Genomic DNA, 21,553 nt, shown 5'->3' on the forward strand with positions numbered 1-21,553 from the left:
AAGAAAGGAACTCGAAAATGAACGTCATTCTCCTCGAACGCATCGCCAAGCTCGGCCAGATGGGCGAAATCGTCAAGGTTCGCGACGGCTTTGCCCGTAACTACCTGCTGCCGCTCGGCAAGGCGCTGCGCGCCAACGAAGCCAACAAGAAGCGCTTCGAATCCGAGCGTTCGACGCTCGAAGCCCGCAACCTCGAGCGCAAGTCGGAAGCCCAGTCGGTTGCCGAAAAGCTCGACGGCAAGACTTTCGTCATCGTCCGCTCCGCCGGCGAAACCGGCCAGCTCTACGGTTCGGTCGCCGCCCGCGACATCATCGAGGCGCTGTCTTCGGAAGGCTTCAACGTCGGCCGCAACCAGGTCGAGCTCAACACGCCGATCAAGGCCATTGGCCTGCACAAGGTCGTGCTGCACCTGCATGCCGAAGTCGAGATCAGCATCGTCGTCAACGTTGCCCGCTCCGCCGATGAAGCCGAGCGCCAGACGAAGGGCGAAAGCCTGACGTCGGCCGACGCCATCTACGGCGTTGACGAAGACGCCCTGAAGCCGGAAGACTTCTTCGATCCGGAAGCTGAAGGCGAAGACGAAGACGCCTGATATCGGCTTCTAAGCAAATAACGTCTACGACGGGCCGGCTCTGCCGGCCCGTTGCCGTTTCAAGGGCTAAAAAGCACATCTTGAAATCCGGTTTTTCGCATCAATATTTATATGTCGTTAGACTGGATTGGCGGTCGGGCCGCTTCCCAGGCCGGTTTCCGACCACGACCCGTTCCGCCGCTTTTTAAAGCGCGACGGAGTTTAGCGAATGAAGTTCATTGTACAGGCTCTCGTTTCCCGCCTCGTCGAGACCGGAAATCTGAAGATCACTTACCCGGACGGATCCATCCAGGCTTTTGGCGATGGCACCGGCAATCCCATCCATATGCGCCTCAACACCCGCAAAGCGGTCTGGGGCATCGCACTCGATCCCGCCTACTATCTCGGGCATCACTACGGCACCGGCGATATCGATATCATCGAGGGCGACATGTACGGCCTCTTGAAAACCGTCTTTACCGGCAACCCGGATTTCAAATACTACGATTCCCGCTGGAACCACCTTCTGGAGCGGGTGCGTTATCTCTTCCGCTGGGCGCGCGAACAGAACAGCGTCATGCGTTCGCGCAGGAACGTGCAGCACCACTATGATCTCACCGGCGCGCTCTACGATCTCTTCCTCGATCGGGACCGCCAGTATTCCTGCGCCTATTTCGAGCAGCCGGACCAGACGCTGGACGAGGCGCAGCTTGCCAAGAAGCGGCACATCGCCGCCAAGCTCAACATCAACCGGCCGGGCCAAAGCGTGCTCGATATCGGCAGCGGCTGGGGCGGCATGGCGCTCTATCTTGCGCGCCAGCTCGGCGCCAAGGTGACGGGCGTGACACTCTCCGACGAACAGCACGCGCTTTCGGTAAAGCGGGCGAACGAGGCCGGACTTTCCGATGCGGTGAAATTCCTGCTGCAGGACTATCGCAACACGGAAGGCCCGTTCGACCGTATCGTCTCGGTCGGCATGTTCGAGCATGTCGGCCGGCCGAACTACCTCACCTTCTTCAAGAAGAGCGCGTCGCTGTTGAAACGCGACGGCGTGATGTTGCTGCACACGATCGGCCGCACCGACCAGCCCTCGGCCAACAACCCGTTCATCGAGAAATACATCTTTCCCGGTGGCTACATCCCTGCCCTTTCCGAGGTCATGCAGGCGGTTGAAAAGAGCGGACTTGCGGTAACGGACGTGGAGATCCTGCGGCTGCACTATGCCGAGACGCTGCGCCACTGGCGCGAACGTTTCATGGCAAGGCGCGAGGAGGCCAAGGCGCTGTACGACGAAAAGTTCTGCCGGATCTGGGAGTTCTACCTCGCCGCATCCGAAAGCGCCTTCCGCTGGCAGAACCTCGTCGTCTTCCAGCTCCAGCTCGCACATGATCAGGAGGCTGTGCCGTTGACGCGCGAATATATCGGGCGCGGCGAGGATTGCCTCAGGGCGCATGAGGGCAACCCGAAGGGCGATCGGCGCGGCGCGCGCCAGTTCCCGCAGGAGGCGTCGCTGTGAGATTCGGCGCATGAGTCAACCGAAAGCGAGCAGGCCCGGCGGAATCCGGGCTTGCCGTGTCCTGGCCGCCTGTGGAAAAGTCTAAGACTGGGCCTAAAGCATGGCCAGGGCCGGAAGCGCTTGACCCCCGACAGCAAAGGAACGACACCAGCGACCTTCTAAAACAGGGACGGGAGATTCGGGACGATGAACGACGCCGTGCGCAAGCTCAACCAGGCCGGTCGCGAGAATGCGGAGCTGCACCACCGCGAGGCACCGAACAACGTCGAGGCCGAACAGGCTCTTCTCGGCGCCATTCTCGTCAACAACGACGCCTATTACCGCGTCTCGGATTTCTTGAAGCCGATCCACTTCAACGAGCCGCTGCATCGCAAGATCTACGAGCTTGCCGGCGATACGATCCGCATGGGCAAGATCGCCACCACGATCACGCTGAAGACGCACCTGCCCACCGACAGCAAGGTCGGCGACCTGACGATCCCGCAATATCTCGCGCGCCTTGCCGCCGAGGCCGTGACGATTATCAACGCGGAAGACTACGGCCGCGCGATCTATGACCTGGCGCTGCGCCGCTCGCTGATCAATATCGGCGAGGACATGGTCAACATCGCCTATGACGCGCCACTCGACATGCCGCCGCAGACCCAGATCGAAGACGCCGAGCGCCGCCTCTTCGAGCTGGCCGAAACCGGCCGCTACGACGGCGGCTTCCAGTCGTTCAACGACGCGGTGGCGCTGGCAATCGACATGGCCGGCCAGGCATTTGAGCGCGACGGCTCGCTGTCCGGCATTTCCACCGGCATCCACTCGCTCGATGGCCGCATGGGCGGTTTGCAGCGCTCCGACTTGATCGTGCTTGCCGGACGCCCCGGCATGGGCAAGACCTCGCTTGCCACCAACATCGCCTACAACATCGCCGCCTCCTACGAACCGGAAATCCAGGCGGACGGGTCCTATAAGGCGAAGAACGGCGGCGTCGTCGGCTTCTACTCGCTCGAAATGTCCTCCGAACAGCTCGCCACCCGTATCATCTCCGAGCAGACGGAAGTCTCCTCGTCGAAGATCCGCCGCGGTGACATTTCCGAGACCGACTTCGAAAAGCTCGTCGCCTGCAGCCAGATGATGCAGAAAGTGCCGCTCTACATCGACCAGACCGGTGGTATCTCGATTGCCCAGCTATCCGCCCGTGCACGCCGCCTCAAGCGCCAGCGCGGCCTCGATTGCCTCGTGGTGGACTATATCCAGCTGATGACCGGCTCGGGCAAATCCAGCGATAACCGCGTGCAGGAAATCACCCAGATTACTACGGGCCTGAAGGCGCTCGGCAAGGAACTGAACGTACCGATCATCGCGCTTTCCCAGCTCTCCCGTCAGGTGGAAAGCCGCGAGGACAAGCGCCCGCAGCTCTCCGACCTTCGCGAATCGGGCTCGATCGAGCAGGACGCCGACGTCGTGCTCTTCGTGTTCCGCGAGGAATACTATGTGAAGAACATGGAGCCGCGCGACGAGTTCGACCCGAAATACGAAGAGTGGAAGATGAAGTTCGAAGCGGTGAAGGGCACGGCTGATGTCATCATCGCCAAGCAGCGTCACGGACCGACCGGCACGGTAAAACTCGCCTTCCAGTCGGAATTCACCCGCTTCACCGACCTCGCCGACCCGTCGTTCACGCAGTACGAGCACTAGGCAGGGTTCACCTGCTCAAGCTTGCCAGGCAAGGCCCCCCTCATCCGCCTGCCGGCACCTTCTCCCCGCTGGGGAGAAGGGAAGGATTGTGACGTCTCGTTTTCCCCTTCTCCCTGACGGAGAGAAGGTGCCGGCAGCCGGATGAGGGGGATACTTAAAGCTTCGATTTTTCGGCAACCGAGCCAGTGCCGATCTTACTTCTTCACAAATGCCGGGGCCTTGCAGAAGTGTGCCACGATGGCGAGCGCACGCTGTGCACGCGACCGCTGTGCCTCGTCCATCATCGGCAGGTCGAGCCTGTCGGCGCACATATCGTCCGACGCATTGCTCTGGCCGGACAGCGACATGCGGCTCGAACAATAAAGGCCCTCGCCCGTCAGGACGATCTGCTCCGCCTCTGGCGAATCGAAGGGGACCGGGTTCGTCTCGGCAATCATGTCGTCGACCGATGCATAAGCGGCGACCGTGGCGACCCGGCTCAAATCGACGAGGCCGAGCGTCAGTGTCGCCCACTGTTCCGGAAATTGCAGGGCAGAGGTCGTGCGTGCGCGACAGGGTGCGCCGGAGACTTCGAGCCGCGTCACCAGCCGCGGCGCATTGGGGTTTTCGACGATCGAGTAGTAGACGTCGCCGCCCTTGTCGCGCTCCGGCTCGGCACCATCCTGGGCAAGGCCGAGCAGCACGGCGTGCGCCGCGCGCATCTCGGCATCCGTCGGCAGGTCATGCGCGGCAGTTGCGGCCTTGCTGGCCAGGACGAGCACCATCGCCCCAATGGTCGCTGCTACTGCGCGCCGCATGGTCTTTCCTTTTTTCCGCACCATAGAGATGCCCCCTTCCGGCGGCAATGCGACGGACGAGCGTATTGCCGCCATAGTCCACAGGCTGTATCTCAAGAGCCATGAGCACGCACCATACCTCCACCCGTTCCTCCCTGCCCGTCGCCGGCGAGGATCACGCCCGCCTGACGATCGACCTTTCGGCGCTCGCCGACAACTGGCGCGCCATGGCCCGACGCTCGGGTGCTGCCCGCACGGCGGCAGTGCTGAAGGCCGACGCCTATGGCATCGGTCTGGAACCGGCGGCGCGGAGCTTCCATCAGGCCGGTGCGCGCGATTTCTTCGTCGCCACGCCTGCCGAGGGGGCAGCGCTGCGCGGCGTGCTGCCGGATGTCCGCATCTATGTGCTGTCCGGCATGTGGGCAGGCTCCGAGCGGCTGTTCTTCGAATTCGACCTGGTGCCGGTCATCGTCTCGGAAGAGCAGCTCGTCGTCTTCATGTCGGCCGTCGCCGATGGCGGCGACCTGCCCTGCGTTCTGCATGTCGATACTGGCATGAGCCGGCTCGGCCTGCGCGTCGAGGATGCGCTGGCGCTGGCCAGCGACACCGCGCGGCCGGCCAGCTTCTCGCCGATCATGCTGCTCAGCCATCTGGCCTGCGGCGACGACCCGAGCCATCCTCTGAACCGTCAGCAGCTCCAGCGCTTCCGCAGCGTCGTCGAGGCCTTCGACGATATCGATGCGACGCTCGCCAACTCGGCCGGCATTTTCCTCGGCGAGGATTATCACTTCACCCTCACCCGTCCCGGCATTGCGCTCTACGGTGGTGCTGCCGTCAACGACGTGCCGAACCCGATGAAACCGGTCGTCACCGCCGAGGCGCGCATCCTTCAGGTGCGCGAGGCGAAGGCCGGCGAAAGCGTCAGCTACGGCGCTTCGATGGTGTTTACCCGTGACACTCGCATCGCGGTCGCGGCGATCGGCTATGCGGACGGCTACATGCGCAGTCTTTCGGGCTCCGGCGTGCCGCTGCGCACCGCGAACATTCCGGGCGCCAGCGGCGTGCTGCATGGCCGCCCCGTGCCGTTGATCGGCCGCGTTACCATGGACCTCACCCATTTCGACGTGACGGACCTGCCGGCTGGAAGTGTGCGCGCCGGCGACTTCATCGAGCTTTTCGGAAACCACATGCCGATTGCCGATGTGGCGCGCGCTGGCGGCACCATCGACTACGAGCTCTTGACCAGTCTGGGCGGACGTTACGAACGACGCTACGAGACGGCGAAAAAGTAGGACATGTTCCCTCTTTGTGCTAATGGCTTCCGGAACGAATCCCTGAGACGTGTTCCGGAAAGCAAGACCTGATGGCGAAAGCCCGCACGCAATTCATCTGCCAGAACTGTGGCACCGCGCATTCCCGTTGGGTCGGAAAGTGCGAGGGGTGTGGCGAGTGGAACACCGTCGTCGAGGAAGACCCGATGGGTGGCATCGGCTCCGGACCCGGCAAGGTGCCGAAGAAGGGCCGGCCGGTCGCGTTGACGGCACTGTCGGGCGAAATTGAGGAAGCGCCGCGCATCCACACCCGCATTTCCGAACTCGACCGGGCGACCGGCGGTGGCTTCGTGCGCGGCTCGGCGGTGCTGATCGGCGGCGATCCGGGCATCGGCAAGTCGACGCTCCTGATGCAGGCCGCGGCCGCCCTCTCCCGTGGTGGCCACCGCGTCATCTATGTCTCGGGCGAAGAGGCCGTCGCGCAGGTGCGCCTGCGCGCGCAACGCCTGCAAGCAGCCGAGACCGACGTGCTGCTCGCCGCCGAAACCAATGTCGAGGACATTCTCGCCACCATCGGCGAAGGCAAGCGGCCGGACCTCGTCATCATCGATTCGATCCAGACGCTGTGGAGCGACACGGCGGAGGCAGCGCCCGGCACGGTGACGCAGGTGCGCACCGGCGTGCAGGCGATGATCCGCTTCGCCAAGCAGACGGGTGCGGCCATGGTGCTCGTCGGCCATGTCACCAAGGACGGCCAGATAGCAGGCCCCCGCGTCGTCGAGCACATGGTCGATGCCGTGCTCTATTTCGAAGGCGACCGCGGCCATCACTACCGCATCCTGCGCACCGTCAAGAACCGCTTCGGCCCGACGGACGAGATCGGCGTCTTCGAAATGTCCGACAAGGGGCTTCGCGAAGTCTCCAATCCATCGGAACTCTTCCTCGGCGAGCGTAATGCGAAGTCGCCGGGTGCCGCCGTCTTCGCCGGCATGGAGGGCACGCGTCCCGTTCTTGTCGAGGTGCAGGCGCTGGTCGCCCCCACCTCGCTCGGCACGCCGCGCCGCGCCATCGTCGGCTGGGATTCGGCAAGGCTGTCGATGATCCTGGCGGTGCTGGAGGCGCATTGCGGCGTCCGGCTCGGGCAACACGATGTTTACCTCAATGTGGCCGGCGGTTATCGCATTTCGGAGCCGGCGGCGGACCTTGCCGTTGCGTCTGCGCTCGTTTCGTCGCTCGCCGGTCTTGCCCTTCCCGCCGATTGCGTCTATTTCGGCGAAGTCAGCCTGTCGGGTGCCATTCGCCCGGTGGCGCACACCGCCCAGCGCCTCAAGGAGGCGGAAAAACTGGGGTTTTCGCAGGCCGTGCTCCCCGCCGGTTCCGCCGATCTGCCGAAAGGCGCTGGCGGCCGCTGGAACGAGATCGACAGCCTGCCGGATCTGGTGGCGCGCATTGCCGGATCGAAGCGCGCCCTCCAGCGGGAAGACGAGGACGTTTGACGCCCTCCGGCGCGTGGACAAAGCCCTGTGGGAAACGCGTGCCGAACTGAGACGGTGAACACGCCTTCCGCTAAGGTGCCCCGACCCGGATATGGGGCCCGGCGACATTTCGGGTTTGGAGTAGGACGAATATGCCCATCACAATTCTCGACGGTATCGTCATCGGTGTCGCGCTGTTCTCGGCGGTGCTGGCGATGGTGCGCGGTTTCTCGCGCGAAGTGCTTTCCGTCGCAAGCTGGGTGGGTGCCGCGGCAGCCGCCTATTTCCTCTATCCGGTCCTGCTGCCCTACGCGAAGGACTACACGACGAGTGACACGGTCGCGATGGTCGGCTCCGCCGCCGCCGTCTTCCTGGTTGCGCTCATCGTGATCTCGTTCATCACCATGCGCATCGCGGACTTCATCATCGACAGCCGCATCGGCGCGCTCGACCGCACGCTCGGCTTCCTGTTCGGTGCCGCCCGCGGCATCCTGCTTGTCGTCGTCGCCATGCTGTTCTTCAACTGGCTGGTGGCACCGCAGCAGCAGCCGGGCTGGGTCACCACGGCGAAATCGAAGCCGCTGCTCGACAATCTCGGCTCGCGCCTCGTGGCGCTCCTGCCGGAGGATGCCGATGCGACGATCATCGATCGCCTGCGCGGCAAACCGGCCGAAGGAGCGCCGGCCGAGGGCGGCGCGGAAGATCCGGATGCAGCCACCGGCGGCACGGGCCAAGGTACGGGCCAGACGCCGGCCGAAGAGGTTCCGGCAACGAACGGATAAGTGATCAGGGGAGCCGCCTCACGAGAATTGATGAAGGCAGGCTCCCCGATTTTTTGGTAGGATGAGATATCAGCCACTGACGCTTCCGGGCCTCGGTGGCAAATGCTTTCGGCAATACCCATATGGGCGTGGCCGGACCCAACGAAGACCGTGCAACCTCCTATGGTCCCGAGCAAAGGCTTGCAGCAATGAGCGATTTCCTGTTTCCCGGCCGCCACGACGACGATCTCGACGGCGACACGCTTCATGAAGAGTGCGGCGTCTTCGGCATTCTCGGCCATCCGGAAGCCGCGACGCTGACGGCGCTCGGCCTGCACGCGCTGCAGCATCGCGGCCAGGAGGCAGCCGGCATCGTCTGTTTCGACGGCAAGCAGTTCCACACCGAAAAGCATATGGGTCTCGTGGGCGACCACTATACCAACCCGGCAACGCTCGCGAAGCTGCCCGGCAACATGGCGATCGGCCACACGCGCTACTCCACCACCGGCGAAGTCGCGCTGCGCAATGTGCAGCCGTTGTTTGCGGAACTGGAAGTCGGCGGCATTGCCGTCGCCCATAACGGCAACTTCACCAACGGCCTGACGCTGCGGCGCCAGCTCATTGCCGGCGGCGCCATCTGTCAGTCGACCTCCGACACGGAAGTCGTGCTCCACCTCATCGCCCGCTCGCGCTACACCTCCACGACGGACCGCTTCATCGATGCGATCCGCCAGATGGAAGGCGGCTATTCGATGCTCGGCATCACCCGCACCAAGCTGATCGCCGCCCGCGATCCCACGGGCATCCGCCCGCTCGTCATGGGCGAACTCGACGGCAAGCCGATCTTCGCTTCGGAAACCTGCGCGCTCGACATCATCGGCGCGAAATACATCCGCGACGTCGAGAACGGCGAGATCATCGTCTGCGAAATCCAGTCGGACGGCTCGATCACCATCGAGGCGAAGAAGTCGGGCAATGCGCAGCCGGAACGGCTCTGCCTTTTCGAATATGTCTATTTCGCCCGTCCCGATTCGGTCGTCGGCGGCCGCAGCGTTTATGTCGCGCGCAAGAACATGGGCATCAACCTCGCCAAGGAGCATCCGGTCGACGGCGACGTCGTCGTGCCGGTTCCGGATGGCGGTACACCGGCAGCGCTCGGCTATGCCCAGCAGAGCGGCATCCCGTTCGAATACGGCATCATCCGCAACCATTATGTCGGCCGCACCTTCATCGAGCCTACGCAGCAGATCCGCGCCTTCGGCGTGAAGCTGAAGCACTCCGCCAACCGTGCGATGATCGACGGCAAGCGCGTCATCCTCGTCGACGATTCCATCGTGCGCGGCACGACGTCGCTGAAGATCGTGCAGATGATCCGCGATGCAGGCGCCAAGGAAGTGCATATCCGCGTCGCCAGTCCGATGATCTTCTACCCGGACTTCTACGGCATCGACACGCCGGACCGCGACAAGCTGCTGGCCAACCAGTACAACGACGTCAAGGCGATGGCGAAGCATATCGGTGCGGATTCGCTGGAGTTCATCTCCATCGACGGCCTCTACCGCGCCGTCGGCGGCGAAGACCGCAACAACGCCCGTCCGCAGTTTACCGACCACTACTTCACCGGCGACTATCCGACGCGCCTCCTTGACAAGGAAGGCGAGACGATGGGACGGAAGATTTCGGTAATGGCAAGCAACGGATAATTGACAGCAGCATGAGCATCGACCTCACAGACCGCATCGCGCTGGTCACCGGCGCGTCGCGCGGGATCGGCTATTTCACTGCCCTCGAACTGGCCAAGGCCGGCGCTCATGTCGTCGCCTGCGCCCGCACCGTGGGTGGACTTGAAGAACTGGACGATGCGATCAAGGCCGTCGGCGGCTCCGCGACGCTGGTGCCTTTCGACCTCGCCGACATGGCAGCGATCGACAAGCTCGGCGGCTCGATCTTCGAGCGCTGGGGCAAGCTCGACATCCTGGTCGCCAATGCCGGCGTGCTCGGCACGATCTCGCCGATCGGCCATGTCGAGGCGAAGGTTTTCGAGAAGGTGATGACCATCAACGTCACCGCGACGTGGCGGCTGATCCGCTCGGTCGAGCCGCTGCTCATGAAATCCGACGCCGGCCGCGCCGTCATCCTGTCGTCGAGCGCCGCGCACAAATGCAAGCCCTTCTGGGGCCCCTACTCCGCCTCCAAGGCGGCCGTCGAGGCTCTGGCCCGCACCTGGGCCAGCGAGACGCAGCGCACGGCACTGCGCATCACCTCGGTCGATCCCGGCGCCACCCGCACCGCCATGCGCGCGCAGGCCGTGCCCGGTGAAGACCCGACAACGGTGCAGCATCCGTCGGATGTGGCGAAAGCCATTCTGCCGCTCGTCGCCGCGGATTATGCCGAGACCGGCAAGCTCTTCGACATGCGACAGGGCCGCCTGTTGGATTACCGCCTGCCGGAGTGACCGACAGCGCGCGACCCCTCACTCATAAACCAAAAAGGCCTGGCTCGGGAAATCGAGCCAGGCCTCTTTGGTTTACGGGATTTTCCATCCGCCTTCGCAGTCGCCGAACGACGATGCGGGTGCCTGACCTTACCAGGAACCGCAGTTCTTGAGCTGGCGCGTATACAAGGCGGCCATATCCGCCGCCCGCTTCCCGCCCGTTTTCGCCGTGCCGCTCCAGTTGCCGCGCTTGTAGCCGGCATGGCCGTGATAATAGGCGATGTAGAGCCGGTAGGTGTCGTTAAGGGCTATCCCGTTCTTGCGGTGGCTCTCGCTGTGGTACCAGCCGATGAAGCGGATCGCATCGCCGAAATCGGTGCGTTTGGCCATCCAGCGGCCCGTCTCGCGCTTGTAGCGCGCCCAGGTGCCGTCCAGCGCCTGGGAGAAGCCCAGCGCCGTCGATTGGCGTTTCCACGGAATGAAGCCGAAGAGTTTTGTGCGCGGCGGGCGCGCGTTATGCCGGAAGCCGGACTCCGTGTAGATCGTCGCCATAAGCACGGCAACGGGCACGCCGTATTCCCGCTCGGCACGGTTGGCGGCTCGCCGCCAATTATCGAATAGGCCGTCGCGCTGCTCGAAGATGGCACAGGCGTCCCGCGTCTGGCGGGGCACGGACGCACATCCGGCGAGCAGCAGGAGGACGACGATCAATACGCAACGCATCGCAGTTCCTCAGAATTCGCGAATATTTATAAATCGTAAATCTTAACAATCCGTTTTGATTCAAATGCCGGATAGCGCCTCTCATTCACGCCGGTGATCCGCCCATCAAATATGCAAATGCATTATTTTGTTGCGCTTTTTGGCCTTACGGCCTAATCAATCTGCAGCACGCCGGGCCTTCGCGCATGATTGTTCCGGACCGTGAAAGAACCCGCTCCGCATCGGAATACGGCAGCGCCGTCCGGGCGCGTGAGCGTTTGCGACCGGGCCTTTCCCCAAGGCCCAAGCTCAGGAGAGAGATCATGAAGAAGCCAATTTTCGCCGGAGCCCTGCTCGCGGCTTCCGTCGCCTTCGCGCCACTCGCCCACGCAGACATCGTCATCGGCCTCATTGCGCCGCTCACCGGCCCGGTCGCCGCCTATGGCGACCAGGTCAAGAACGGCGCGGAAGCTGCCGTTGCCCAGATCAACAAGAACGGCGGCATCCTCGGCGAACAGGTCGTGCTGAAGCTGGCGGATGACGGCGGCGAACCCAAGCAGGGCGTTTCGGCCGCCAACCAGATCGTCGGCGAAGGCATCCGCTTCGTCGTCGGCCCGGTCACGTCCGGCGTTGCCATCCCGGCCTCCGACGTGCTGGCTGAAAACGGCATCCTGATGGTTACCCCGACGGCAACCGCACCGGACCTGACGGCCCGTGGCCTCACCAACGTGCTGCGCACCTGCGGCCGTGACGACCAGCAGGCGGATGTCGCCGCTGCCTACGTTCTTGCCAAGTTCAAGGACAAGAAGGTCGCCGTGATCCATGACAAGGGCGCCTACGGCAAGGGCCTGGCTGACGCATTCAAGGCCGCGATCAACAAGGGCGGCATCACCGAAGCGCTCTATGATTCGGTTACCCCCGGTGAGAAGGATTTCAGCGCACTCCTGACCCGCCTCAAGGCTGACGGCGTCGAAGTCATCTATTTCGGCGGCTACCATCCGGAAGGCGGCCTGCTCGCTCGCCAGTTGAAGGACCTTTCGGTCAACGCAACGATCATCGGCGGCGAAGGCCTGTCGAACAGCGAATACTGGGCAATCGGCAACGAAGCTGCTGCCGGTACGCTCTTCACCAACGCGTCCGACGCGCTGAAGAGCCCCGATTCCCAGGCCGCCGTCGCCGTGCTGAAGGAAAAGGGCATTCCGCCGGAAGCCTTCACGCTTAACGCCTATGCCGCCGTCGAAGTGCTGAAGGCCGGCATCGAGAAGGCTGGCAGCGCGGAAGACGCTGCTGCCGTCGCCACCGCGCTGAAGTCCGGCGAAGCGGTCCCGACCGCCATCGGCAAGCTCACCTACGGTGAAAACGGCGACCTGACCTCGCAGAGCTTCTCGCTGTTCAAGTGGGAAGACGGCAAGATCGTCGCCGCCGAGTAAGCTTTTTAGCGACTGGAATGCGAACGCCGGGGTTTTGCCCCGGCGTTTTTGTTTGTGTAGATCCGCTACGCGCTTTTGCTGGAATTGCCCTACTCGTCCACCACCGTCCTCACCACGACCGAAAGGCCGGGTGCGAGGTGTTTTGCCAGGTCCTGCCCTTCATCGATGGCGATGCGCACCGGCACGCGCTGGGCGACCTTGGTGAAGTTGCCGGTGGCGTTGTCCGGCTTGATGACGCTGAATTCGGAACCGGCGGCGGGGGAGAAACGTTCGACACGGCCGGTGAGCGTCGCATGCTTTAACGCATCGACGCTCACCTCGACCTTCTGGCCGGGCTGGATATAGGCAAGCTGGGTTTCCTTGAAATTGGCGATGACCCAGGTGTCATGCGGCACGACGGCCATCAGTTGCGTGCCGGCGGCGACATACTGGCCGAGCTTGACGCCCACCTCGCCGACGGCACCATCGCGCGGCGCAGTGATCACCGTGTTAGAGAGGTCGATCTTGGCAAGCTCGACGGAAGCCTCGGCACCGGCGACGGCTGCCCGCAGCGAATCGCGGCCGACGATGATCGTCTGGAGATCCTGCCGCGAGACTTCGAGGTTTGCCTCGGCCTGCGACACCGCGGCCTCCGCCTGGTCGAACGTGGTGCGGCTCTGTTCGCGGTCGCTTTGGGTGGCGATGCCCTTTTTGGAAAGCTCCTCGATACGGTTCCAGTTTTCCTCCGCCCGGCGCCTGGCATATCTGGCGCTGTCGAGGGCGGCGTTGCTCGCGCCGATGCGGGCGTTGGCGGCATTTTCCTGCTGCTCGGAGTTGGCCAGCGCCGCCTTCTGGCTGGCGAGCGTGGCGTTCGCCTGCTCGACCTTTTGGCGGTAGATCCGATCGTCAAGGCGCGCCAGCACGGCGCCCGCCTTGACGGTCTCGTAATCCTTCACCGGTACATCCGTGACATAACCGCTCAGTTGCGGGCTGATCAGCGTTACGTATCCGCGCACATAGGCATTGTCAGTCGTCTGGACCTCGCTGGAAAAGGGCGGCAGGTGCCAGGCGTAGAGCACTGCAACGATGCCGGCGAGCCCGAGGAGCACGGCGAGCGTGGTGGCGGTGTGACGGATATATGTCTTCATGGCAGTCAACCTTCAACGGCCGCTTCGCCGCCGATGCGGGTGCTGGCCTCTCTGATACGAACGATAATCCTGTGGATGGCAAGGGCGGTGGCTGCCCCCACCGCTAGGAGCGCGATGACGAAGAATGCGTCATTGTGGGCGAGCACATTGGCCTCCCGCGTTACCTGCTGGGTGAGCAGCGCCACGCCCTCCGCCTTGAGCACGGCGGGATCAATGATCGTGTGGCCATAGGCGGCGGAAAGCTGCGAGACGCGGGCGGCGACCAGCGGATCGGCGAGCGTCATCGTCTGGGCAAGAATATTCGAATGGAACTTTTCGCGCAGCGTGATGAAGGAGCCGAAGATCGCGGAACCGGCAAGGCCACCGAGGCTCTGCGTCACCAGGAAGACGACGATGAAGCTCAGGATGTATTGCGGCCCCTTGCGCAGCGCCAGCGTGAAGCCGGAGGCGATGGCCGGCGGCAGGAACAGGCTCCCGCCGGCCGCGATCATCGCCTGGCTCAGATACATCTGTTCCGGTCGCGTCACGTTCGTCGCATGGCTGTCGAGAAAGGCGCCCCAGCCGATCAGGAGCAGCGCGACCATGTGCAGGCCGGGCTCGCGGCCGGGCTTCATGATCGCCGCGCAGACGAGACCGCCCGCAGCCGTCGCCAGCGCCACGAAACCATAGAGGCCGGTCAGTTGGTCGTTCGACAGCCCGGTGATCTGGAAGAAATTGCCCGCGACGGCGGTCTGTTCGGCAAGCATCAGCCGGAAAAGAATCAAGACGGCGGTGAAATGCAGCATTTCGCGGCTGAACAGCCAGCGCAGGTCGATGAGTGGCGTCTTGCGATTGAGCTCGATCACGGCAGCGATAGTGAGCGCACCGGCCATGACCACCAGCAGCTCGCCGATCCACTGCGCTTCCAGCCACCAGTAGGTTCGCCCCGTCACCAGGATGACGGCGCCTGCCCCGAACCCCACGGCGATGAAGAGGTAGCTCAGGATATCGAGCTTCTCGATGACCTTGACCCGCGGCGGCGGCGTCAAGGGCAGAAGGTAGATCGCCGAGAAGGAAAGCATGGCCAGCGCGATCTCGAAATGGAGGAGCGCCCTCACCCCGCCGAGTTCGATGAGCGTTGGCGAGATCAGGCGCGTCAGCGGGGCGGCAAGGCCGATATTGGTCAACGCCAGCGAAATGCCGACCGTCAGTTTTCGCGCCGGCGAAAAGGCTTCCAGCATGTAAAGGAAACCGAGCGAGGACAGCGGGGCGGCGGCGATGCCGGCGAAGAAGCGCAGTACGATGGCGGACTGGAGGTCCGTGATGAAAATGTGCAGCACCGATACGACAAGGAAGACCGCAATGCCGAGTTCGGCGAAGGGGCGCAGGCCATACTGGTTTCGGATTTTAATGAGCATGATCGACAGCGAGGCGTTGAGCGCCATATAGGCGGCCATCAGCCAGACCGCCTCGGCGCTCGTCGCGCCGAACGGCCCCTGAAGCTGCGGAATGTTGGCGGCGACGAGATTCAGGCCGAAACCCTGCGTCATGGCGAGCAGCGTCGACGCCGCCATGTAGGCGGCCGCGCGGGGCGGCGCCATCTGGGGTGGAGCCGGCGGTGGGGCTGCCGGTTTGTCCTCGACCGGCTCCCTCTCGATCGGTTCTGACGCCTCGTCCTCCGTCCCGCGCGGCTCGTTGGCGGGAACGGTGCTCATGCCTCGACGCTCTCGCGACAGCTCTTGGCGATGTTTTCCGACATGACGGCAAACACCTTGACGGTGGTCGACATGTCGCCGGTCGGGATGCTCTTCAAAACGTCGGCGCGCAGCGACCTGGCGAGATCCAGCACCTCTTCGGCAACCTTGGCGCCGCGCGGCGTCATGGCGATCTGCTTGGCACGGCGGTCGCCCTCGACCGATCGGCGCTCGATGAAGCCCTGCTTTTCCATGCCGTCCAGCAGGCGCACGAGCGTCGGCGTCTCGATATCGAGTTCCTCGGCAAGTTCCCGCTGGTTCAGCTCGGCGCCACGGCCCAGGATCAAAAGCGCACGGGCACGGGGAAGCGTCAGCCCCCTCTCCTTCACCCGCGCGTCGAACAAAGCGCGCATCTTGCGCTGGACGCGGGACAGATCATCGAGGAGGCGTTCGCGCGGATCGGTAGCGTTCATCTTGCTAGTCCAAATATTATTAGCTTACTATCTATTTTCTCACTAATTAGTCGACATGCAATAAAAAATCAAGCCCTGCCCACGGACTGTGGACAGGGCTTTTGTCAGGCTCACGCGGATGTGATTATCGGGCGATTAGGAGCCGTCCGGCTCCTCGGGGAATTCGCTCGCGCCGTGGGTGGTCGGTGCGCTCCAGCCGCCATACTTGCGCTGCCAGGAGCGGGCGCCGAACGGCAGGGTGGCAAGATAGGCGACGACGGTGATCACCATGGTTTCCCAGGTGAAGCTCATCAGGGTGGCGACATAGAGCACGACGAGCAGAATGATCGGCAAGACGAGATCGCGGCGCACGCGGCTGCCTTCCGACTTGCCCGACCAGACCGGCAGGCGGCTCACCAGCAGGAAGCCGATCAAAACCGTGTAGCCGGACGCCAGGAAGCCGAAGAGCGGGCTTGGAGTGATGCCGAGAAAACCGAGATAGACCGGCAGCAGCACCAGCATGGCGCCTGCCGGCGCCGGCACGCCGACAAAATATTCCGACTGCCACTTCGCCTTGGTCTCACGCTCCGCCATGACATTGAAGCGGGCGAGACGCAGGCCCGCCGCGATGGCGTAGATCAGCGCCGCGATCCAGCCGAAGGAGCGCGCCTGGTCGAGAATGAAGACGTAGAGCACGAGTGCGGGCGCTACGCCGAAATTGACGATGTCGGCAAGCGAGTCCATCTGGCCGCCGAATTTCGACGTTGCCTTCAGAAGGCGTGCGACACGCCCGTCGATGCCGTCGAGGAAGGCCGCGAGCAGCACCATGCCGACGGCCAGCTCGTAGCGGTTCTCGAAGGCCAGCCGGATGCCGGTGAGGCCCGCGCAGATGGCAAGAACCGTGATGAGATTGGGAATGATGATGCGGAACGGGATTTCGCGCAGGCGCGGTCCCCGGGCCTCGTCGTTCGGGCCATTCGGCTCATAGGGCGGAAACGGAGTGTCCATGTCTTTTCGCTTCGCTCGTTTTAGTGAGTGAACAATTAGTAGCGGCTGGCGAATAGAGAAGAGGCGTTCGCATCCTCAGACCTGCTCTATTCGCAGTCCGCGCCCAAGCCTCTACCCCCGACGGCTGATGACCGGGCCCTTGTCCGAACCAAATTCCGCCAGCACCGTCTCGCCGGCAATGGCCATCTGGCCGACGCTGACGCGCGGCTGGACGCCCGCCGGCAAGAACACGTCGAGACGCGAGCCGAAGCGGATGAGACCAAAACGCTCTCCGGCCTCCAGGCTGTCGTTCATCGAGGTCCAGCACAGGATGCGGCGCGCAACGAGGCCGGCAATCTGCACGACGCCGATCGGGCCACGCGCGCTCTCGATGACGAGGCCGTTGCGCTCGTTCTCCTGGCTTGCCTTGTCGAGATCTGCATTCAGAAATTTGCCGGCACGGTAGGCGACGCGCGAGACGCGGCCGCGCATCGGCGCGCGGTTCACGTGGCAGTTGAAGACGTTCATGAAGACGGAGATGCGCATCATCGGCTCGTCGCCGAGTTCGAGCTCGGCCGGCGGCGTCACCAGGGCAACCGCCGAGACGCGGCCGTCGGCCGGGCTGATTACGAGATCGTCGTCCTGCGGCGTCATGCGTTCGGGATCGCGGAAGAAGTAGGCGCACCAGGCGGTGAGCACGAAGCCGATCCACATCAGCGGCTCCCAGGCCGCACCGAGCAGCAGCGAGACGACGAAGAAGCCGGCCACGAACTTCCAGCCCTCCCGATGGATCGGCACCAGGGTGCTGCGTATCGTATCGACCAAACTCATCTTCCGACATCTCCTGACAATTTCACGCCATGGACCTAGCGTGAAAACCGGGCGGGAGCAATGCGGCGTGGCGAATAGCCCCCAGCGAGAGCCCGCTTCTGTCCCCTCAATCCTGCGTTGGCTTCAAAGGTTCCGTCGATGTGAACGCCGATTCGATGCGATCGCGTAGCCGTTCAGCAGCGGCGCGCGTGCGCAGCTCACGCGTCTCGAAATGCCGGCCATCCGCGGCGACCAGTACCACGGACCAGGTCGAATCCCCTTCCATGGCCTCCATTTCGACCACGTCGAGGCGCATGCCATCGTCCTCCCTGAAAACGTCCTGCTGGAGCTTGAGGAACGGGCGTTTGCGCTCAATCATGATGCGGCCAGGTCCGACGATCCAGACCCCGGAAGCACCATTCAGGCCTGCCCAGGCGACCGGCCCGCCAACCGACCAGGCGCCGAGAATGAGGAAGAGAAAGAAAGGGCTCGCGAAGTTAAACGGCCAGACGCCGCGATAAAGCTCCCAGGTCGCGATGATGATGACGAAGAGACCGGCAGCGACGAGAAAGATGCGCAGGGCAAGAGGCACCGGCACGCGGTGCCGAAACAGGCCATCCTCTCCGATTCTGTCCATCACCGACCTCCACATCTCTCATGTGCCACATCCCTCTAACGCGGTGTTGACAAGATTTGATCAACGGAGGCACAATTTGCCCGTTGCTGTAGGGCGCATCGGCGAGGCCGAAGGGGCAATGCCCACCTACGACCGAAACCGTAGCTGCGCCCATGCCGAACCTCGAAAACCTCAGGAAACAAGCCAAGCAATATGTGCGCTGGCATCGTGAACGGCACCATCCGGTGGCCGCGGTCATCCGCGCCACCCTGCCCCAGTTCCAGGATCTCGCCGACCGGAATGTGCTGGATGCGCCGTTCTCGCTTGCCGATGCACAGACGCTTGTTGCTCTCCAGAACGGTTTTGCGGATTGGCCGGCGCTCAAGGCAGGAGCCCAGAGCATGAGCAACCCCACCGCAACCTCACAGGAACGCCCCGCGCTCAGTGGCGCCGAACCGGTCCTCTATGTGCGCGATTTCGCCACCGCCCTCGCCTTCTTCACGGAGAAGCTCGGCTTCGCCGTCGATTTCGCCTATGGCGAACCGCCCTTCTACGGCGTTGTCGAACGCGACCACGCGCGGCTGTGCCTGCGGCAGGTCACGGAACCGGTCTTCGTCGGCGATATCCGCGCACGTGAGGAACTGTTGTCGGCATCGATCACGCTCGACAGCGCAGCCGCCATCAAGCAACTCTTCCTCGACTATCAGGCGGCGGGCGTCGCCTTCCACGCGACGTTGAAGACACAGCCCTGGGGCACGCGCACTTTCATCGTGCTCGATCCGGACGGCAACCTGATCCTGTTTGCCGGCCCCGGCGACTGATCACTCGGCCGCCGGCACACCACGCACGATGATGCCGAGATCATCGCTCTCGCGCACCTGCTTCAGCCGCTCTTCAGCCTGGACCGCCTCGCGCTGGCGGTTCCACATGGAGGCATAGAGGCCATCGTCGCGCTGCATCAACTCGCCATGCGTGCCGCGCTCGGCGATCACGCCGTCCTTCAGCACGATGATCTCGTCGGCCGAGATGACGGTGGAGAGGCGGTGCGCAATGACAAGCGTGGTGCGGTTCTTCGAGACCACGTCGAGTGCTGCCTGGATTTCCTGCTCAGTGCGGGTGTCGAGCGCCGAGGTCGCCTCGTCGAGGATGAGGATCGGCGGGCTTTTCAGGATCGTCCGGGCGATGGCGACGCGCTGCTTCTCGCCGCCGGAGAGTTTTAGGCCGCGCTCGCCGACCATCGCCTTGAACCCTTCCGGCAGGTGGCGGATGAAGGGGCCGATCTGGGCGGCCTCGGCGGCAGCCATGATGTCCGCGTCGCTGGCACCCGGCCGGCCGTAGCGAATATTGTAGGCGATCGTGTCGTTGAACAGCACGGTGTCCTGCGGCACCATGCCGATCACCGAGCGCAGGCTTTTCTGCGTCACGTCGCGCACATCCTGTCCGTCGATGGTGACCGCGCCTTCCTGCACGTCGTAGAACCGATAGAGCAGCCTCGAGAGCGTCGACTTGCCGGCACCGGAAGGGCCGACGACGGCGACGGTTTTCCCCGCCGGCACGTCGAAGGAAATACCCTTGAGAATAGGCCGTGCCGGATCATAGGCGAAATGCACGTCCTTGAAGGAGATCGCCCCGTCGGAGACGGCGAGTTCGGTGGCACCCGGCTTGTCCTGTACCTCCTGTTCCACCTCGAGCAGGTCGAACATCTGCTCGATATCCGTCAGGCCCTGGCGGATTTCGCGGTAGACGAACCCGATGAAGTTGAGCGGGATGGCGAGCTGGATCAGCATGGCATTGATGAAGACGAAATCGCCGAGCGACTGCTCGCCGCGCTGCACGGCAAGCGCCGACATGCCCATCATGATCGCCATGCCGACGCCGAAGATCAGCGCCTGGCCGAAGTTCAGCCAGCCAAGCGAGGTCCAGACCTGGGTCGCCGCCTTTTCGTAGCGCTCCATGGATTGATCGAAGCGGCGCGCTTCCATGTCCTCGTTGCCGAAATACTTGACTGTCTCGAAGTTCAGCAGCGAGTCGATCGCCTTGGTGTTCGCCTCGGTGTCGCTGTCGTTCATCGAACGGCGGATGGAGATGCGCCAGTCGCTCGCCCTAACGGTGAACCAGATGTAGAGCCAAACGGTGACGGCGGTGACGAGCAAGTATTGCAGCCCGTAGCCCCACCAGAAGATGGCGGCGGTCATCAGGAATTCGATGAAGGTCGGCACGCTGTTGAGGATCGTGAAACGCACGATCGTCTCGATGCCCTTGGTGCCGCGCTCGATGACGCGCGACAGGCCGCCGGTGCGCCGTTCCAGATGGAAGCGCAAAGACAGGCGGTGCAGGTGCACGAAGGTGCGGTAGGCAAGCTGGCGCACGGCATATTGACCGACGCTGGCAAACAGCGCGTCGCGCAGCTGGTTGAGACCGGCCTGCAGGATGCGTGCGCCGTTATAGGCAAGCACCAGCATCACCGCGCCGAGCAGGAAGGTCGGCAGTAAGGCCACGGCATCCGCCTTGCCGTTCAGCGCATCGGTCGCCCATTTGAAGAAATAGGGCACCAGCAGCAGCACGATCTTCGACAGCAGCAGAAAGACCGAGGCCCAGACGACGCGCATCTTCAGGTCCGGCCGGTCGGAGGGCCACATGTAGGGCCAGAGGTTCACCAGCGTGTGAAAGGGGTTGCTGCTATCGGCCGAAACCGTCTTTTTCGTCGTCGCCACGCTGGCCTCCGCGGGACGGCTGCCCGGCCCCATAGAGTCCCGGTCCCGGTTGTTTCGGGTGCTCCAGGACTGCTCGAATGAAAATGCGGCGCCCGCTGGGCGCCGCATCCATGAGATAGGTCCTTGCCGGCCGCTTCGCAACAGCCGGCAGGAAATTGCCGTGGATCAATTACCGCGCACGTGCTTGCGGTGCATCTTCTCGGCTTCCGCGTCGGTTTCCATCGCCTTGTCCGGCACGCCGAAGACCTGGCCGGGAATGATGCGGTCCGGATCGGTGATCTGGGCCTCGTTGGCGAGGTAGATCGTCGTGTAGCGCACACCCTTGCCGTAGATGCGGCGGGAGATCTGCCACAGCGTATCGCCGCGACGGATGATGACCGAGGTCTTGCTGGCTTGAAGCGGCGCCTGCTCGACGGTTTCGGGCTCTTCCGCAACCGCTTCGCCGCTGCCCGCCGCAGTGCCGGTGCCAGTGCCACTGGCGGCCGTGCCGGTCTCGCTCCCGGTCGCGGACGCAGTGCCGCCGGCCGTCGTCGTGTCCTCTGCCGGGGTCG

General features: G+C 63.6%; 19 protein-coding genes. 10 read left to right on the forward strand and 9 right to left on the reverse strand.

The annotated features are described in order from the left end of the window. The first annotated feature begins 17 nt into the window (after positions 1-17). The 3 genes from rplI to AC1RT2_RS17180 all read left to right on the forward strand — a co-directional run bounded on the left by rplI (position 18) and on the right by AC1RT2_RS17180 (position 3,774). Positions 18-593, forward strand: coding sequence for a 50S ribosomal protein L9 (rplI, locus tag AC1RT2_RS17170; protein WP_069059271.1), 576 nt, complete (start codon positions 18-20; stop codon positions 591-593). A gap of 208 nt (positions 594-801) precedes the next feature. Continuing rightward, a complete protein-coding gene (locus tag AC1RT2_RS17175) occupies positions 802-2,088 on the forward strand; it encodes a cyclopropane fatty acid synthase (RefSeq protein WP_493103771.1) in 1,287 nt (428 codons plus the stop codon). 186 nt (positions 2,089-2,274) lie between these two features. Further along, on the forward strand, positions 2,275-3,774 hold the full coding sequence (locus AC1RT2_RS17180) for a replicative DNA helicase (RefSeq protein WP_069059273.1): 1,500 nt from the start codon (positions 2,275-2,277) through the stop codon (positions 3,772-3,774). A 194-nt stretch (positions 3,775-3,968) separates the two neighbouring features. Here the strand turns inward: AC1RT2_RS17180 and AC1RT2_RS17185 are convergent, their stop codons facing one another. Beyond that, positions 3,969-4,571, reverse strand: coding sequence for a hypothetical protein (locus tag AC1RT2_RS17185; RefSeq protein WP_493103773.1), 603 nt, complete (start codon positions 4,569-4,571; stop codon positions 3,969-3,971). Between the two features lie 101 nt (positions 4,572-4,672). On the opposite strand from AC1RT2_RS17185, the gene alr reads away from it, so the two are divergent. The 5 genes from alr (at position 4,673) to AC1RT2_RS17210 (ending at position 10,512) form a co-directional block, all read left to right on the forward strand. Then, positions 4,673-5,842 (forward strand): alanine racemase, encoded by a 1,170-nt coding sequence (alr, locus tag AC1RT2_RS17190; RefSeq protein WP_493103775.1) that lies wholly within the window; start codon positions 4,673-4,675, stop codon positions 5,840-5,842. Between the two features lie 71 nt (positions 5,843-5,913). Next, on the forward strand, positions 5,914-7,317 hold the full coding sequence (gene radA, locus AC1RT2_RS17195) for a DNA repair protein RadA (RefSeq protein WP_069059276.1): 1,404 nt from the start codon (positions 5,914-5,916) through the stop codon (positions 7,315-7,317). A gap of 131 nt (positions 7,318-7,448) precedes the next feature. Further along, positions 7,449-8,078: a CvpA family protein gene (locus AC1RT2_RS17200; protein ID WP_069059277.1), complete on the forward strand. Its 630-nt coding sequence runs from the start codon at positions 7,449-7,451 to the stop codon at positions 8,076-8,078. Positions 8,079-8,266: 188 nt separating this feature from the next. Next, positions 8,267-9,760, forward strand: coding sequence for an amidophosphoribosyltransferase (gene purF, locus AC1RT2_RS17205; RefSeq protein WP_493103778.1), 1,494 nt, complete (start codon positions 8,267-8,269; stop codon positions 9,758-9,760). 11 nt (positions 9,761-9,771) lie between these two features. Next, positions 9,772-10,512 carry an SDR family NAD(P)-dependent oxidoreductase gene (locus AC1RT2_RS17210; RefSeq protein WP_493103780.1) on the forward strand — a complete coding sequence of 247 codons (741 nt, stop codon included), beginning with the start codon at positions 9,772-9,774 and terminating at the stop codon, positions 10,510-10,512. Positions 10,513-10,641: 129 nt separating this feature from the next. On the opposite strand, the gene AC1RT2_RS17215 is transcribed toward AC1RT2_RS17210, so the two are convergent. Beyond that, a complete protein-coding gene (locus tag AC1RT2_RS17215; protein ID WP_493103782.1) occupies positions 10,642-11,214 on the reverse strand; it encodes a transglycosylase SLT domain-containing protein in 573 nt (190 codons plus the stop codon). 302 nt (positions 11,215-11,516) lie between these two features. Here AC1RT2_RS17215 and AC1RT2_RS17220 point away from each other — a divergent pair, with 302 nt between their 5' ends. Continuing rightward, positions 11,517-12,623, forward strand: coding sequence for a branched-chain amino acid ABC transporter substrate-binding protein (locus AC1RT2_RS17220; protein ID WP_493103784.1), 1,107 nt, complete (start codon positions 11,517-11,519; stop codon positions 12,621-12,623). Positions 12,624-12,712: 89 nt separating this feature from the next. On the opposite strand, the gene AC1RT2_RS17225 is transcribed toward AC1RT2_RS17220, so the two are convergent. The 6 genes from AC1RT2_RS17225 to AC1RT2_RS17250 all read right to left on the reverse strand — a co-directional run bounded on the left by AC1RT2_RS17225 (position 12,713) and on the right by AC1RT2_RS17250 (position 18,309). Next, a complete protein-coding gene (locus AC1RT2_RS17225; RefSeq protein ID WP_069059282.1) occupies positions 12,713-13,750 on the reverse strand; it encodes an HlyD family secretion protein in 1,038 nt (345 codons plus the stop codon). A 5-nt stretch (positions 13,751-13,755) separates the two neighbouring features. Next, entirely contained in the window at positions 13,756-15,330 is a 1,575-nt protein-coding gene (locus tag AC1RT2_RS17230) for an MFS transporter (RefSeq protein ID WP_493104018.1), read from the reverse strand. 110 nt (positions 15,331-15,440) lie between these two features. Then, on the reverse strand, positions 15,441-15,896 hold the full coding sequence (locus AC1RT2_RS17235) for a MarR family winged helix-turn-helix transcriptional regulator (protein ID WP_069059284.1): 456 nt from the start codon (positions 15,894-15,896) through the stop codon (positions 15,441-15,443). Positions 15,897-16,031: 135 nt separating this feature from the next. Then, complete coding sequence (gene pssA / locus AC1RT2_RS17240) at positions 16,032-16,883, reverse strand: CDP-diacylglycerol--serine O-phosphatidyltransferase (protein WP_069059285.1); 852 nt, start codon at positions 16,881-16,883, stop codon at positions 16,032-16,034. A gap of 111 nt (positions 16,884-16,994) precedes the next feature. Further along, a complete protein-coding gene (locus AC1RT2_RS17245; RefSeq protein WP_493103787.1) occupies positions 16,995-17,693 on the reverse strand; it encodes a phosphatidylserine decarboxylase in 699 nt (232 codons plus the stop codon). Between the two features lie 106 nt (positions 17,694-17,799). After that, on the reverse strand, positions 17,800-18,309 hold the full coding sequence (locus tag AC1RT2_RS17250; protein ID WP_493103789.1) for a hypothetical protein: 510 nt from the start codon (positions 18,307-18,309) through the stop codon (positions 17,800-17,802). Between the two features lie 152 nt (positions 18,310-18,461). On the opposite strand from AC1RT2_RS17250, the gene AC1RT2_RS17255 reads away from it, so the two are divergent. Further along, positions 18,462-19,109, forward strand: coding sequence for a VOC family protein (locus AC1RT2_RS17255; RefSeq protein ID WP_493103791.1), 648 nt, complete (start codon positions 18,462-18,464; stop codon positions 19,107-19,109). On the opposite strand, the gene AC1RT2_RS17260 is transcribed toward AC1RT2_RS17255, so the two are convergent. Beyond that, positions 19,110-21,002: an ABCB family ABC transporter ATP-binding protein/permease gene (locus AC1RT2_RS17260; protein ID WP_493103792.1), complete on the reverse strand. Its 1,893-nt coding sequence runs from the start codon at positions 21,000-21,002 to the stop codon at positions 19,110-19,112. Positions 21,003-21,553: the final 551 nt, after the last annotated feature.

The organism is Shinella sp. GW821-FHT11G07 (genome assembly GCF_058808115.1).